General features: G+C 54.1%; 14 protein-coding genes. 5 read left to right on the top strand and 9 right to left on the bottom strand.

Annotation, left to right across the window (positions count from 1 at the left end; genetic code table 11):
• Nucleotides 1–58: 58 nt before the first annotated feature.
• The gene (locus tag OQV00_RS12060) at nucleotides 59–1,324 is read left to right on the top strand and encodes an MFS transporter (RefSeq protein ID WP_004862386.1); all 1,266 of its coding nucleotides are present in this window, start codon (nucleotides 59–61) and stop codon (nucleotides 1,322–1,324) included.
• Nucleotides 1,325–1,366: 42 nt separating this feature from the next.
• Here the strand turns inward: OQV00_RS12060 and OQV00_RS12055 are convergent, their stop codons facing one another.
• Together OQV00_RS12055 and OQV00_RS12050 are read right to left on the bottom strand one after the other, a co-directional pair.
• Nucleotides 1,367–2,467, bottom strand: coding sequence for an AAA family ATPase (locus OQV00_RS12055; RefSeq protein ID WP_032717509.1), 1,101 nt, complete (start codon nucleotides 2,465–2,467; stop codon nucleotides 1,367–1,369).
• 101 nt (nucleotides 2,468–2,568) lie between these two features.
• The gene (locus OQV00_RS12050) at nucleotides 2,569–2,832 is read right to left on the bottom strand and encodes a hypothetical protein (protein WP_015584254.1); all 264 of its coding nucleotides are present in this window, start codon (nucleotides 2,830–2,832) and stop codon (nucleotides 2,569–2,571) included.
• 292 nt (nucleotides 2,833–3,124) lie between these two features.
• Here OQV00_RS12050 and OQV00_RS12045 point away from each other — a divergent pair, with 292 nt between their 5' ends.
• A complete protein-coding gene (locus tag OQV00_RS12045) occupies nucleotides 3,125–4,000 on the top strand; it encodes a broad-spectrum class A beta-lactamase ORN-1 (RefSeq protein WP_004862397.1) in 876 nt (291 codons plus the stop codon).
• Nucleotides 4,001–4,109: 109 nt separating this feature from the next.
• On the opposite strand, the gene OQV00_RS12040 is transcribed toward OQV00_RS12045, so the two are convergent.
• On the bottom strand, nucleotides 4,110–4,340 hold the full coding sequence (locus OQV00_RS12040) for a hypothetical protein (protein WP_004862401.1): 231 nt from the start codon (nucleotides 4,338–4,340) through the stop codon (nucleotides 4,110–4,112).
• Between the two features lie 385 nt (nucleotides 4,341–4,725).
• On the opposite strand from OQV00_RS12040, the gene OQV00_RS12035 reads away from it, so the two are divergent.
• A complete protein-coding gene (locus tag OQV00_RS12035; protein ID WP_004862406.1) occupies nucleotides 4,726–4,968 on the top strand; it encodes a DinI family protein in 243 nt (80 codons plus the stop codon).
• 156 nt (nucleotides 4,969–5,124) lie between these two features.
• Here OQV00_RS12035 and dcp read toward each other — a convergent pair whose 3' ends face one another.
• The gene (gene dcp / locus OQV00_RS12030) at nucleotides 5,125–7,170 is read right to left on the bottom strand and encodes a peptidyl-dipeptidase Dcp (RefSeq protein WP_118842292.1); all 2,046 of its coding nucleotides are present in this window, start codon (nucleotides 7,168–7,170) and stop codon (nucleotides 5,125–5,127) included.
• A 98-nt stretch (nucleotides 7,171–7,268) separates the two neighbouring features.
• Entirely contained in the window at nucleotides 7,269–7,391 is a 123-nt protein-coding gene (locus tag OQV00_RS12025) for a hypothetical protein (RefSeq protein ID WP_004862412.1), read from the bottom strand.
• Between the two features lie 526 nt (nucleotides 7,392–7,917).
• Between OQV00_RS12025 and ydfG the strand changes: the two genes are divergently transcribed.
• Together ydfG and OQV00_RS12015 are read left to right on the top strand one after the other, a co-directional pair.
• On the top strand, nucleotides 7,918–8,667 hold the full coding sequence (gene ydfG / locus OQV00_RS12020) for a bifunctional NADP-dependent 3-hydroxy acid dehydrogenase/3-hydroxypropionate dehydrogenase YdfG (protein ID WP_004862414.1): 750 nt from the start codon (nucleotides 7,918–7,920) through the stop codon (nucleotides 8,665–8,667).
• Between the two features lie 92 nt (nucleotides 8,668–8,759).
• A complete protein-coding gene (locus OQV00_RS12015) occupies nucleotides 8,760–9,446 on the top strand; it encodes a GntR family transcriptional regulator (protein ID WP_004862416.1) in 687 nt (228 codons plus the stop codon).
• Nucleotides 9,447–9,503: 57 nt separating this feature from the next.
• On the opposite strand, the gene OQV00_RS12010 is transcribed toward OQV00_RS12015, so the two are convergent.
• The 4 genes from OQV00_RS12010 to OQV00_RS11995 all read right to left on the bottom strand — a co-directional run bounded on the left by OQV00_RS12010 (nucleotide 9,504) and on the right by OQV00_RS11995 (nucleotide 14,372).
• Complete coding sequence (locus OQV00_RS12010) at nucleotides 9,504–9,935, bottom strand: universal stress protein (protein ID WP_015584251.1); 432 nt, start codon at nucleotides 9,933–9,935, stop codon at nucleotides 9,504–9,506.
• A 316-nt stretch (nucleotides 9,936–10,251) separates the two neighbouring features.
• Entirely contained in the window at nucleotides 10,252–11,715 is a 1,464-nt protein-coding gene (locus OQV00_RS12005; protein ID WP_004862419.1) for a mannitol dehydrogenase family protein, read from the bottom strand.
• 217 nt (nucleotides 11,716–11,932) lie between these two features.
• Nucleotides 11,933–13,309, bottom strand: a complete 1,377-nt coding sequence (locus OQV00_RS12000) for an MFS transporter (protein ID WP_127673651.1) — start codon at nucleotides 13,307–13,309, stop codon at nucleotides 11,933–11,935.
• 49 nt (nucleotides 13,310–13,358) lie between these two features.
• On the bottom strand, nucleotides 13,359–14,372 hold the full coding sequence (locus tag OQV00_RS11995) for a Zn-dependent oxidoreductase (protein ID WP_015584248.1): 1,014 nt from the start codon (nucleotides 14,370–14,372) through the stop codon (nucleotides 13,359–13,361).
• Nucleotides 14,373–14,379: the final 7 nt, after the last annotated feature.

Here is a 14,379-nt window from a genome sequence, read left to right as displayed (position 1 = left end):
TGCCGCCAATAACAGGCAGCTGGAATGATGACGAGTATAATAACCCTGGAACATCTCTATGAAATTCTCTGAACTGGCGCCACGCGAACGGCATAATTTTGTTTATTTCCTGCTGTTCTTTTTCTTTTACTACTTCATTATGTCGGCCTATTTCCCGTTTTTTCCGGTGTGGCTGGCGGATGTAAACCATTTAACTAAAACGGAAACCGGGATTGTCTTCTCTGCTATTTCGCTGTTTGCCATTATTTGCCAACCGATATTTGGCCTGATATCCGATAAGCTGGGACTGCGTAAACACCTGCTGTGGACCATCACCATCTTATTAATTCTGTTTGCCCCGTTCTTTATCTTTGTCTTCTCGCCGCTGCTGCAGGTCAATATTATCGCCGGGGCGCTGGTGGGGGGACTCTATCTGGGAATTGTCTTCTCCAGCGGTTCCGGCGCGGTCGAAGCCTATATTGAGCGGGTCAGTCGCGCCAACCGTTTCGAATACGGCAAGGTTCGCGTCGCTGGCTGTGTCGGCTGGGCGCTCTGCGCGTCAATCACCGGCATCTTGTTTGGTATTGATCCCAATATCACCTTCTGGATCGCCTCCGGCTTTGCGCTGGTGCTTGGGGTGCTGCTGTGGTTCTCCCGTCCGGAAAGCAGCAACAGCGCCCAGGTGATGGACGCCTTAGGGGCAAACCGTCAGGCGTTTTCTCTGCGCGTCGCCGCTGAGCTGCTGAGAATGCCGCGATTCTGGGGATTTATTATCTATGTGGTCGGCGTCGCCAGCGTCTATGACGTATTCGACCAGCAGTTTGCTAACTTTTTTAAAGGCTTTTTTGCCGATCCGCAGCGCGGAACTGAAGTCTTTGGTTTCGTCACCACCGGCGGCGAATTGCTGAATGCGCTGATCATGTTCTGCGCCCCGGCTATTGTGAACCGTATCGGGGCGAAAAATGCGCTGCTGACCGCCGGAATAATTATGTCCGTGCGTATTCTCGGCTCCTCATTCGCCACGACGGCGGTCGAGGTCGTGATCTTAAAAATGCTGCATATGTTTGAAGTTCCGTTCCTGCTGGTCGGCACCTTTAAATATATTTCCTCGGCCTTTAACCCGAAACTGTCCGCCACCCTGTTTCTGATCGGTTTTAACTTATCGAAACAGCTCTCTGGCGTGGTGCTGTCGGCATGGGTGGGCCGCATGTACGACACCGTCGGCTTCCACCAGGCTTACTTGATTCTGGGTTCGATTACCCTGGGCTTTACCGTGATCTCACTGTTCACCTTGAAAGGCAGTAAAACGCTGCTGCCGACCGCCGGCTATAACAACGCCGCGTAAACCGCAAATTAGCAGCCCGTTACGCAGGACGGGCCGCTACCATTATCCGGCGGCTGCAGCTTTGATTCGCGTCTCGCCGTCGCTGTTTTCCAGCTCATATAGACGGCTCTCGGCCTGCGAGGAGATAAGTGCCGCCAGCTCGGCAGAGTGGCTGGTCAACCAGATTTGGCTATAGCGGGAGGCCTCGACAATCAGTCTGGCCAGCGCCGGGAACATCTGCCGATGCAGGCTGTTTTCCGGTTCGTTAATTGCCAGGAATGCCGGCGGACGCGGGCTCAACAGCGCTACCGCCAGACATAAAAAACGCAGCGTGCCGTCCGACATTTCCGCCGCCAGCAGCGGGCGAAACACCCCGTTGCGCCGCATCTTAATCGAGAAACGCGAGTTTTCGTTTTCGCAGAAGAACGTGCACTCCGGAAAAGCGGCGGCCAGAATCTCGTGCAGGAGCGCTTCGGCGCCAATTTCGACAATCGTCTGAAAAGCGGCGGCAAGATTATGCCCGTCGCTGTCGAGGACCGGTGAACGATAACCTACCGTCGGATGTCGGAGCGCCGAATGTCGGCCGATATTAAATTCATGGTAGAAACGCCACTGGCGCATCGTTTCCCGGACGCGAGAAACTTCCGGGAAGCGGTGCGGCTCGCCCAGTTGACCAAAGATCGACTCGTTTTCATAAATCGTGTCGGTGAAGGTATTTTTCTCGCCGTTGACATCGAGCAGGAACGCGGCCTGGTTTTTCCGCTGCAGCACCCTGGCAGAAGGTCGCCGGGAGAATCCCGCCAGCCAGATGGACTCCTCTTTGACAATCGGGTCGAGCATAAACTGAGTGGGATAAGGCAGCTTTTCCGGGAAACCCACCTGGAGCTCATAGTCAAACTCCGCGGTCAGACAGGAAATTTGCAGCCGACGCGGGTGGCGCGCCGTCGGTGCCGTTCGCCCTGACCACATCACATTTTCCAGGCCGCCCTCCTCGCTGATATAGCTTGAGAACTTGCCGTCCGCGGAGGCGGTTAACAGGTGAATCGCTTTGTAGATGTTGGACTTGCCGCAGCCATTCGGCCCAAACACGATATTGAGCGCGCCCAGTTCCAGTTCGATATCCCTGACCGACCTGAAATTTTGTATGCGGATATGGTGAATCATGGTGCTCCCGATGAAAAAACTCCGTGCTGCGGCAGTGGCAAACAAGGGGAATGATAACACGGTCAGGCCGGACGAAGGTCAATCGTCCGGCAAGGACGCACTCAGCGGAGAGACTTTTTCATGCCTCGGGTCAGGGCCACGCGTTTGAGCTTGTCAGCATCGTCATGGGTTTCGCTAAACACACCGAAAAAGTAGCGCTCATCATCGATCGTTTGCGAAACAATCCGATAGCTCAGCGGATTGCCAGATTTCGCGCCATACTGCGCGGCGGTGACGGACAGTTCCGTCGCGGTACCGGCGACGCTGACCAACAGGCCATCCGCCTTTCCCCCCACCAGCATGACCTTAATTAGCGGGTCCACCATGTTCCTCCCGGATGGATCAATGGTTAATATGTGATTGCCGACGGCGTAGAGCATTTATACAACCTTCAGTACATTCTTATAGTTCATACCAGCCTGAATGAAAAAAACTCTTTCATATAGTGAGCTAAGCATTGATTATTACTGGTAAAAGCTGGCAGATGATGAAGGAAAAAAGAGAAATTGTGAATCTTCATAACTCTTATTTGTCTTTATTTTTTGTTTATTTTCCGTGACGTCCGCAAAACCCGCCAGATCGACTTGTGGACAACAACCTGCAGGGAAACATTCCGCTATGCGTCAATATCGATTCGCCCTTCTGCCATTGTTAGCCGCCCTGGCGCTCCCCGGTTGGGCGCATGAAGCCACGGTGACGACGGTTAAACAAGCCGAAAGCCAGCTGCAGGGCCGGGTCGGCTACGCCGAACTGGATTTAGCTTCCGGCCAACTGCTGTCCGGCTATCGCGCTGGCGAACGCTTCCCGATGATGAGCACCTTTAAAGTGCTGCTCTGCGGCGCAGTCTTGTCGCGCGTCGATACCGGTGAAGAACAGCTCGATCGCCGTATCCATTACCGGCAGCAGGATCTGGTGGAATACTCGCCGGTGACGGAGAAGCATCTTGCCGATGGGCTCACCGTGGGCGAACTGTGCGCGGCCGCCATTACCCTGAGCGATAATACGGCGGCAAACCTGCTGTTGACCACTCTCGGCGGCCCGCAGGGGCTGACCACGTTCCTGCGCCACAGCGGCGACCAGACTTCGCGACTCGACCGGTGGGAAACGGAACTCAATGAAGCGCGGCCGGGCGATGTGCGTGATACGACGACTCCGGAAGCGATGGCCAGGACACTGCGAAATCTGTTGACCGGCCGCGTGCTTTCCCCCGCCTCGCAGCAGCAGTTGCAACGCTGGATGGTAGAGGACAAAGTTGCGGGGCCGCTGTTGCGCTCTGCGCTGCCGGCGGGCTGGTTTATTGCCGATAAGACCGGAGCCGGCAATCGCGGCTCGCGCGGAATCATCGCCGCTCTCGGTCCGGACGGTAAAGCCGCGCGCATCGTGGTGATTTATTTAACCGCAACCCCGGCCTCAATGGATGAGCGCAATAAACAGATTGCGGCCATCGGTGAAACGCTGGTCAGGCACTGGTCCAAAGACGATAAAAGACCCTAGCCGGTCAGCGATCGCTCGCCATCCGGAACATCCCCGGACAAAACCTCAGACGTAAAAAAGCCTCGCAAACGCGAGGCCTGACGCGGAGAGATCGCAGCGATGGCCGGGATTAGTTTTCCTCGTAACCTTCGAGCGCATCCTGAATGGCATCGGCTAAGGAAGCGACTTCCTGAGCCACATTGCGTAAATCCATCTGGCTACGAATCCCGGAATTCGCGGTTGATGAAGAGACGGCGGCTTTCGAAATTTCTAATGCCGCCTGAACAGCGAGCAGACGCTTATGTTTCTCGATAGCCGCGTCGCCACTATCGCCATCAAATTGAAAGTATTTTTCTAACATAGCGGATCCTTTTCAGCCATTTCATTATCGGGGAGGATATTCTCGTCTAAGCGGGGGCAAATAAACAGCAAAAAAAATATTAATTACAAAGAGTTAATATTTAGTTGTTTAACAACGTCGTTCAGAGCGCAGGGCGTCACTAAGGACAGCGCCGCAAGAGGTCTGCAGGATGAAGAAGAGATAACACCGGGCGATTCTGTTTGCCAACGTCTGGCTACGTTTAATCAGCGGCTCTTTTCGCGACGAACCGTGTGACGGTTTCGCCAGCGACACACAACAAACCATCGCTGCATCGCGCTATTAGCCTTCCCGTCGTCCACGCAACTTGATACTGTATGCAAATACAGTAAAAATAGCGCCAACAATTAACGCTGAGAGATGAAATATGTTTGTGGAACTGATTTATGACAAACGGAACTTTGAGGGCCTTCCCGGGGCGAAAGAGACGATTGCAGCTGAACTATCGAAGCGAATTCACCGTATCTTTCCCGATGCTGATGTGCGTGTAAAGCCGATGATGACGCTACCGGCAATTAACACCGATGCCAGCAAGCACGAAAAAGAACAAATCAGCCGTGCTGTGCAGGAAATGTTTGAAGAGGCTGATATGTGGATGGTCGAGGAGTGACGGAGAGAGAAAATGTCATTGTCCCCGGGGGTGAATCTATCGGCCTGCGGACAAGATTTTCCCCATACCGCCGACATGCATGAGCGATGTTGAGGTACAAAAGGTGGACAAAAAACCGGGCCTCAGGCCCGGTTCTGTTTCCGACACACGGTTAGCCTATGCACTCAGTCCGCGGTTTTCCAGCATCGGCTCAATCTTCGGATCGTGCCCGCGCCACTGGCGATAAAGTTCTGCTAAATCAGTACTGTTACCGCGGGACAAAATCGCCTCGCGGAAGCGCTGGCCGTTTTCGCGGGTTAACCCGCCCTGCTCCACGAACCACTGATAGCCGTCATCGGCCAGCATCTGCGTCCACAGGTAGGCGTAATAACCTGCGGCATAGCCGCCGCCGAAGATATGCGAGAAGTAGCTGCTACGGTAGCGCGGCGGTACCGCGGCGAGGTCCATCTGCTCCTGACGCAACGCCAGCGCTTCAAAGCTATCGACATCGCGCGGAATATCTGCCGACGAGAGGCTATGCCAGTGCATATCCAACAGCGCCGCCGCCAGCAGCTCGCTCATGTCATAGCCCTTATTAAACTTCGCCGCGCGCAGCATCCGCTCACGCAGCGTATCCGGCATCGCTTCCCCGGTCTGATAATGGCGCGCATAGTGGGCGAACACCTGAGACTGACTGGCCCAGTGCTCAAAGATCTGCGACGGAAACTCAACAAAATCGCGCGGCGTATTGGTCCCCGACAGACTGGCGTAACGCTGACTGGCAAACAGCCCGTGCAGCGCGTGACCAAATTCATGGAATAAGGTGATGACCTCATCCCAGGAGAGCAGCGCGCTGTGGCCGGCCTTCGGTTTCTGGTAGTTGCAGACGTTGTAAATCACCGGATGCCGGGCGAGCAGCGTGGATTGTTCAACGAAGACATCCATCCACGCCCCGCCGCTTTTCGAATCCCGCGAGAAGTAGTCGCCGTAAAACAGCGCCAGACCTTCCCCGTTGGCGTCAAAAATTTCCCATACCCGGACGTCCGGATGATAAACCGGAATATCAAACCGTTCGACAAAGCGCAGACCAAACAACTGCGACGCCGTCCAGAACACGCCATCCTCTAAAACGCGGTCGAGGGAGAAGTAGGGTTTTAACTGGGCTTCATCGATGGCGAATGTCGCCCGGCGCACCTGTTCGCCGTAATACAACCAGTCCCAGGCTTCAGCCTTAAAACCGCCGCCCTCACCATCAATCACCCGTTGGATATCCGCCAGCTCCCGTTCCGCTCTTGCCCGGGCGGCCGGGGCTATCCGACGCATGAACGCAAATGCCGCCTCGGGCGTTGCCGCCATTTGGTCGGCCATCGACCAGCTGGCGTAATCCGCCACGCCCAGCAGTTCCGCTTTCCGGGCGCGAATCTCCGCCAGGCGAAGCACCAGCTCGCGGGTATCATTCGCATCGCCCTTCTGATTGCGTTTCCAGCCGGCAGCAAACAGATTTTCACGCGTCTGGCGGCAGCGTAAGGCGAGTAACGCCGGTTGCTGGGTGGTGTTCAGCAAAGGCAGCAGCCAGCGATCGCTCAGCCCTTTTTCCCGCGCGGCATCTGCGGCTTCAGCAATCTCTTCATCGCTGAGTCCGGCTAACTGCTCCGGGTCGTCAACCACCAGACCGCCGGATTTAACCGCCGCCAGCAGCCGCTGCTGAAACTGACTCTGCAAAGCCGCAGCCTGGGTATTCAAAGCCCGCAGCTCTGTTTTTTGCGCATCGGCCAGGGTCGCACCGGCCAGCGTAAAACGCTGCCAGGTGATCACCAGCAGCCTGCGGGACTCGCTATCTGGCGGCAAGGTGTCACGCTGCTGCCATACCTGCTTCACGCGCTCGAATAGCGCCGCGTTAAGCCAGATATCATTTCCCAGATCCGCCAGCTCAGCAGAAAATTGCTCATCAAGCGCCTGGATCGTCGGGTTGGTATGCGCCCCGGCCATGGCAAAAAATACCCGGGTAACGCGCGCCAGCAGCTGCCCGCTCTGCTCGAGCGCGACCAGCGTGTTGGCAAAGTCCGCCGGCGCCGGATTATTTACTATCGCGGCAATCTCTTCCCGCTGACGGCGAACGCCTTCATCAAAGGCCGGTCGGTAATGGGTATCGTCAATCAGATCAAACTGGGGTGCCTGATAAGGCAACAGACTGACGCGCAAAAAGGGGTTATTGTCGGCCATCATCGTCTCCTGGACTCGGTAATCCAGTAAGATTAGGCAACTCATTGATTGACCGCAATGATTTCCGCCTGCTGGCGAGTGGCGCTACCCGAATGCGGTCATAACAAAAAAAAGAAAACGCCGGCCACCAGCAGCGCGCCCGTTACGCCAAGAATATCGATTGCCGTGCTGATTATGGTGGCGTGCGTCGGAATGCTCTCTTCTTCTTCCCATTCGTTCATCGGAACCCTCCTCAGGCAAAAAAGCGCCGCCGCAACGGGCCGGCGCGACAAGGATTTAGGTGTCAATCCTGTGCTCTTCTGTCGTGTGGCGGCAGAATAACAATCCCCATAATGTCGTCGATGATCAATTCATGCCATGAATGCTTTCTTGTTTATTTTTCCACAAGTTTCGCATAACTGACCAGCCGGCCACCTCTTTTCCGTTAGCCAACAGCGCCGGTTCGCCCACTCTTGCCACAGCGATGTTTATCCCGGCGGAAAGGCGCTCATCCGCGCTCGCCGTCGCAATTACCTGTTTTGGAAACGTATTGCTTGTTCCACGGATGTAGACTCTCTTTTCTTTTGTAGCTACAGTGCTGGTAACGAGCGGTTATCGTCATTGTTTAATCTTTTTCTCCGGATTGGGTCCTTTGGCGCGCAGCAATACGCCGGCGAACCGTTTTTACGCAAAATATTAAGCAAGACGGTATGGAAAGCCCCGACATAAGACGGCTGGGGCATGATGAGAACATTGACAGGAGCGATAATGATTATTCTGATTACCGGGGCAACAGCAGGTTTTGGTGAAAGCATGACTCGCCGTTTTATCGCTAATGGTCACAAGGTGATCGCCACCGGGCGTCGCGAAGAGCGCCTGAAAACGTTGCAGGATGAGCTGGGCGCGAATCTCTACACCGCGCAGCTGGATGTCCGCAACCGTGCCGCGATTGAAGAGATGATTGCCGGACTACCGGCCGAGTGGCAGGCCATCGATGTGCTGGTCAATAACGCCGGTCTGGCGCTGGGCCTTGAGCCGGCGCACAAAGCCAGCGTCGAAGACTGGGAAGACATGATCGACACCAACAACAAAGGGCTGGTCTATATGACCCGTGCCGTGCTGCCGGGTATGGTTGAGCGTAACCGCGGTCATATTATTAATATCGGTTCCACCGCCGGCAGCTGGCCTTATTCCGGCGGCAACGTCTACGGCGCGACCAAAGCCTTTGTGCGTCAGTTCAGCCTGAACCTGCGTACCGATCTGCACGGTACAGCCATTCGAGTGACCGATGTAGAGCCCGGCCTGGTCGGCGGTACTGAGTTCTCTAACGTCCGTTTTAAAGGCGACGATGCTAAAGCGAGTAAAGCCTACGAGAATACCCAGGCATTAACAGCGGAAGATGTGACCGAAGCGGTATGGTGGGTCGCCACCCTGCCCGCGCATGTCAATATCAACACGCTGGAAATGATGCCGGTCAGCCAAAGCTTTGCCGGCCTGAGCGTCCATCGCGCGGGCTAAAACCGGCAGCCCGGCCGCTTTGCGGCCGGGTATGGGCGAATGGACAAATAACGCGTAAAATAGCGCATATCCCCCAATAAAAGTAACCATCAATGGCCGCAGAATTGCAACTTAATCCGACACAGCCTGTAAACCAGCAAATTTATCGTATCCTTCGCCATGATATCGTTCATTGTTTGATCCCGCCGGGTACCCCGCTGTCTGAGAAAGAAGTGTCTGTGCGTTTTAGCGTTTCCCGCCAACCGGTGCGTGAGGCTTTTATCAAACTGGCTGAGAATGGTCTTATTCAAATTCGCCCGCAGCGCGGCAGCTATGTCAATAAGATCTCACTGTCTCAGGTGCGCAACGGATGTTTCGTTCGCCAGGCTATCGAATGCGCCGTGGTGCGCCGTGCCGCCGGAATGATCACCGCCGAACAAATCTATCAGCTTGAGCAAAATCTTAACCAGCAGCGTATTGCGGTTGAGCGTCAGCAGTTAAATGATTTTTTTCAGCTGGATGATGAATTTCACCAAAAACTGTCGCTGATTGCCGACTGTCAGCTGGCGTGGGATACCGTCGAGAATATTAAAGCGACAATTGACCGGGTCCGCTACATGAGCCTCGATCACATTACCTCGCCGGAGATGCTGTTGCGCCAACACCATCAAATTTTTCAGGCTCTGGAAAATCGTGATGCGGAAGCGGTCGGCACCGCGATGAATATTCACCTGCATGAAATCAGTGAATCGGTATTATTAATTCGTCAGGAAAATCGCGACTGGTTTAGTGAAGAGTAAATGATTTCGGCGGCAGCCAAATAAACAGCAACGCTGCCGCCCTGATGGCTAAATACGCTAACGGACAACCAGCACCGGTATTTTTGCGTAGCGCAGAATTGATTCGGCGTTCGAGCCGAGAAGATGCGTGGATAGGCCCGGTGTGCGTGAGCCAACAACAATCACGTCAAACTCGTCGGCATTGCCGATAGCCAGTATTTCATCGCGGACATTGCCAAATACTACCCGGGTATGAATCCGCTCAGCCGGAATCGAGAACAGACGGGACAGCGTCTGCATTTTCTTTTCTGACTCTGCTTTCATAAAGGTTTCGAATTTCTGAATATCCGCAGCGAAGCCGCGTAAAACGGAACGACTGCTGTTTGGCAATACGTTTAATAACGTAATTTCGCCCTCTTCAGCCGACGCCAGGAACTCAGCATGACGAACCGCTTTATCACTCAAATCCATTTCAAATACATCGACCGGCAAGAGAATTTTCTTGTACATATGCAGCTCCTTTTTCCGAAGTACTTAATTTCACTGCGCACATCATGACATATTTATTTTCAGTCCCACACAACTAATAACCCTGTAATCTGGCATATTCATTAAAATAAACATCAATTATATATAGTTAGCTCTGGATAGCTAAAGTTATGTATATTCAATGTTCTCGATCAATATTTGTATAAAAGCCACAATAAATATTTTTACCGCCGAAGAAAACGCCCTGCCAGGATGTTAACGAACGTGATTGCAAAAATTAAGACACCCGGATGGGTGTCTTAATATTGTTCCACAAGGTCGAGCGGGACGGGTGCCGCTAGTGAGTCTGGGCCCAGGCCGCAACGGTCGCCTTCGCGCCCCGCGCTTTCAACGACAGCCAGGCGCTCGTTACGGCATCGACAAAACGACCGTTCTGCGGCAAATCGCGGCCAAAGATGGCTTCGATACCCAGCAACGCTTTCACCCGTTCCGGCCCCTCAGCGCTGTTCTGGACCGCCTGCTGAATCACCGGCAGCAGCGGATCGCAGATCTCAATCGCCTGTCCCTGCTCATCAACGCCGCCGACATAGCACATCCAGCCCGCGATCCCCATCGCCAGCAGGCTGAAGTCGGTACGCTGCGCGAGATGCCAGCGCACGGAATCCAGCATCCGCTGCGGCAGTTTCTGGCTGCCGTCCATCGCAATCTGCCAGGTGCGGTGCTTCAGTGCCGGGTTGCTGTAACGGTCGATGAGAAGCCCGGCGTAACGTTCCAGATCAACGCCCTGGACTTTCAACGTCGGCGCCTGTTCGCTGAGCATTAAGCTGCGCGCCGCACGGCGGTAATTCTGATCCTGCATACAGTCATTGATATGCTGATAGCCGGCCAGATATCCCAGATAGGCGAGGAAAGAGTGGCTGCCGTTGAGCATACGCAGTTTCATCTCTTCAAAAGGTACGACGTCAGCGACCAGTTCGGCCCCCGCGAGTTCCCACGCCGGGCGACCCGCCACAAAGTTGTCTTCAATGACCCACTGACGGAACGGCTCACAGGCAACGCCCGCCGGATCGCGCACGCCGGTCAACTGCTCAATTTTATCCAGCGTGTCGGCCGTCACCGCCGGCACAATGCGATCAACCATCGTCGACGGGAAGGTCACCTGTTGCGCAATCCAGTCGGCGAGATCGCCGTCAATTGCGCGCGCCAGGGCACAAACCACATTGCGCGTGACATGACCGTTCTCCGGCATATTATCGCAGGACATCACGCTGAATGCCGGCAAGCCTGCAGCTTTGCGCCGCGCCAGGGCTTCAACGATAACGCCCGGCGCAGATTTCGGCTGGTGCGGATTCAGAATATCCGCCGCGATCAGCGGATGCTCCAGCTGTATCTCGCCGGTGGACGGCGAGTGGCAATAGCCTTTTTCGGTAATCGTCAGGGATACAATGGCCACCTGAGGCTCACACATCTTCGCCAGCACACTTTCAAGGCCATCGACCTCTGCATGCATGGCTTGTTTAACCACGCCGACCACGCGGGCCGTCCAGGCATCCGCCGACATTTCGGCAACGGTATACAGGAGATCCTGTTTCTGCAGATCGGCAATCTGCTGCTCGCCGCCAATCAGGTTAACTTCGGTGTAGCCCCAATCGCTGCCCTGTTCTGCCGCCAGAATATCGGCATAGACCGCCTGGTGCGCGCGATGGAATGCGCCAAAACCGAGATGGACAATGCGCGAAACCAGTTTGCTGCGATCGTAGGAAGGAAGCGTTGCCTTGGCTGTTAAAAGCGTGTTTTCCATGGTGACTCTCATTTTTATGATTACTAATCAACCATTCTCGAGGAGAATGCCTCTGTGAGGTAAACCATCTCATGCAATTGGTATGACATCTTTGATTTCCATCAACTACCATACAAGAAGATTTTGCCATTCACAGTCTGTTTCACTACGGGTGAATAGAGGAAATAAAAAGCCGGGTTCCGCACCCGGCCAGTTTGCACGTCGGTCTGTCAACGGTTCAGGTTAACTGACCGCTTCTCACCTCGCGATGTTGAGGAACGGCGTCTGCCGCATCGTCCAGCAAGCTGAGATCGCGGTCCCGCACTTCTGGCATAAGGAGAGCGGAGAGCAAGCCAATAGACGAGTAGCAGATAAGCATGGCAACGATCGGCCACCATGACTCCGTCATATTACAGAAAATACCGGCCAGTACCGGACCAAAGCCTACGGCAACTAAACCACCGGTTTCTTTTGAAATCGCCATTCGCGTAAAGCGGTTACGCGAACCGAAAATTTCCGCCATGGTGATATTTTCAAGCGCAAACAGACCCAGCACAGCAATATTATGGATGACAATCAACGACGCCATAATTGCGCCGACGCTGTGGCTCTTATCAACAATGATCGAGACCATCGGATAGGCCAGTATAATGGCGGTGATATTCACGATAATATAAGGGACACGGCGACCGATTTTATCGGATAACCACCCGAGGAGAGGGATGGTGATAAAACCGATGCCGGAACTAATCATTAAAGCATCGGTTGGAATAGCTTTATCAAATAATAAGGTCTGTACCAAATAGCCGGCCAGGAACGTCTGCAATAAACCTGAGTTACCCGCCTGACCGAAACGTAACCCGGTTGCCAGCCAGAAGGATTTACTTTTCAGCATCGCGCCAAAAGTAGTCTCCCGCTCCGCCGCGCCGGTTTGCAGCTCGCCTCCCTCGTTGACCTGTTCAAATACCGGACTTTCTTTAAGGTTCAGCCGCAGCCAGATAGCGAATATCATCACCACGGCGCTGGCAAGGAACGGGATTCGCCATCCCCATGCCACCAGCTCCTCCCGGTCAAGCAGGAAAAACATTATCGCCCAGATAGCCGTTGCGCTCAGCGTGCCGCAGTTGGTCCCCATTGCGACCAGCGACGAAATGATGCCGCGTTTCCCCTTCGGCGCATATTCGGCCAACATGGTACCTGCTCCGGAGATTTCAGCCCCGGCGCCCAGCCCCTGGACAATACGTAAAGTCACCAGTAACACTGGCGCAAAAATGCCAACCTGCGCATAGGTAGGCAACACCCCAATCAGGGTGGTACAAATGCCCATCATCGTAATAGTGATAAAGAGAACGCGTTTACGTCCGATTTTGTCACCCATCCGGCCAAAGATAAAAGCACCGACTATTCGCGCAATATATCCCGCGCCATAGGTCCCCATCGCCAGAATAAGCGCCATTGCGGCTGATTGCTCAGGAAAAAAGATTTCATGAAAAACCAGCGCAGCCCCTAAAGAATAGAGTTGAAAGTCCATAAACTCCAGAGCGGTCCCTAACCACCCAGACACAGCCGCACGGATGAGATCGGCCGTTGTTCTCTCATTATTTACTGTAGTCATCATTATTTTCTCTAATTGTTAGAAGTCGAGCCTGCATTTATTATTAGAGTCAAAAGGTCAGTAAAACCTTACAACAGCTCTTTCTGTCTTTTTCAAAAGTTTCGATAGCGTCGATAATATTCTGATAGTCAAAAACATGAGTAATGAGAGTTTCAGGATCAATTAACCCTTGCTCTAACCACGCCAATACAATGGGGAATTTATGCGCATTCAGCCGCGATGAAAATATAGACAGTTCTTTACCGGTAATACCCTGCTGGGCAACCTGCGAGGGTTCCGTTGAGAATCCCATGAGCACAATTCTGGCCGCCGGAGAGGCCAGCGTCACGGCCTCCTGAAAAATTGACGGATGACAGGCCGCATCAATAATCAGCGTCGGTTTAATGCCTTTATCCTGCAGGCATTCCGCTAATGACGTTTGACCGTTGTTGATCGTCCAGTCGGCACCATTGCGCTTCGCCATTTGCAGGCGTTCGTCGATCTGGTCAGTCACAATCACTTGCTTAACCCGATAGACCCGCTTCAGCACCTGAATCGTAGTTAAGCCCATCGGCCCGGCGCCGAATACCAGCGCGATGTCCTGTGCCGTCGGTTTAACCTGTCCGGTGACGTTGGCAGCAATGGTGAAAGGCTCAACCATCACCGCGTGCCGATCGGGTACCGTATCCGGCACTAACCAGCAATTTTGAGCAGGCACAACCACATATTCGCTAAAACCGCCATCCCGGTGGACCCCCAGAACCACCAGAGAAGTGCAGACGTTGGGTTTGCCCACTGAGCACGGATAGCAATGACCACAGCTAATCACCGGGTCAACGCTCACCCGCTGGCCGACCTTCCTGTCCAGCACCCCATCGCCAACGGCATCGATGATGCCGTAGAATTCATGGCCAATAACGCGAGGGTATTGAGCAAAAGGATTATGCCCGCGGTAGATATGGCTATCGGAACCGCAAATCCCCGCCAGCTTAACTTTTACCCGCACTTCTCCAGGCGCAGGTTCCGGCCTGTCTCTCTCTTCCACCTTCAGCTCATTGGGTTGTCGTATCACGATGCTTTTCATTTTTATC

This window comes from Klebsiella sp. DY2415, assembly GCF_026314315.1.
GTDB lineage: Bacteria > Pseudomonadota > Gammaproteobacteria > Enterobacterales > Enterobacteriaceae > Klebsiella > Klebsiella ornithinolytica.
This window is presented reverse-complemented; position numbering and strand designations above follow the sequence as displayed.

Coding starts and splice junctions, on each gene's coding strand:
- OQV00_RS12060 (WP_004862386.1), top strand. CDS start 59: ATGAAATTCTCTGAACTGGCGCCACGCGAACGGCATAATTTTGTTTAT.
- OQV00_RS12055 (WP_032717509.1), bottom strand. CDS start 2,467: ATGATTCACCATATCCGCATACAAAATTTCAGGTCGGTCAGGGATATC.
- OQV00_RS12050 (WP_015584254.1), bottom strand. CDS start 2,832: ATGGTGGACCCGCTAATTAAGGTCATGCTGGTGGGGGGAAAGGCGGAT.
- OQV00_RS12045 (WP_004862397.1), top strand. CDS start 3,125: ATGCGTCAATATCGATTCGCCCTTCTGCCATTGTTAGCCGCCCTGGCG.
- OQV00_RS12040 (WP_004862401.1), bottom strand. CDS start 4,340: ATGTTAGAAAAATACTTTCAATTTGATGGCGATAGTGGCGACGCGGCT.
- OQV00_RS12035 (WP_004862406.1), top strand. CDS start 4,726: ATGTTTGTGGAACTGATTTATGACAAACGGAACTTTGAGGGCCTTCCC.
- dcp (WP_118842292.1), bottom strand. CDS start 7,170: ATGGCCGACAATAACCCCTTTTTGCGCGTCAGTCTGTTGCCTTATCAG.
- OQV00_RS12025 (WP_004862412.1), bottom strand. CDS start 7,391: ATGAACGAATGGGAAGAAGAAGAGAGCATTCCGACGCACGCCACCATA.
- ydfG (WP_004862414.1), top strand. CDS start 7,918: ATGATTATTCTGATTACCGGGGCAACAGCAGGTTTTGGTGAAAGCATG.
- OQV00_RS12015 (WP_004862416.1), top strand. CDS start 8,760: ATGGCCGCAGAATTGCAACTTAATCCGACACAGCCTGTAAACCAGCAA.
- OQV00_RS12010 (WP_015584251.1), bottom strand. CDS start 9,935: ATGTACAAGAAAATTCTCTTGCCGGTCGATGTATTTGAAATGGATTTG.
- OQV00_RS12005 (WP_004862419.1), bottom strand. CDS start 11,715: ATGGAAAACACGCTTTTAACAGCCAAGGCAACGCTTCCTTCCTACGAT.
- OQV00_RS12000 (WP_127673651.1), bottom strand. CDS start 13,309: ATGACTACAGTAAATAATGAGAGAACAACGGCCGATCTCATCCGTGCG.
- OQV00_RS11995 (WP_015584248.1), bottom strand. CDS start 14,372: ATGAAAAGCATCGTGATACGACAACCCAATGAGCTGAAGGTGGAAGAG.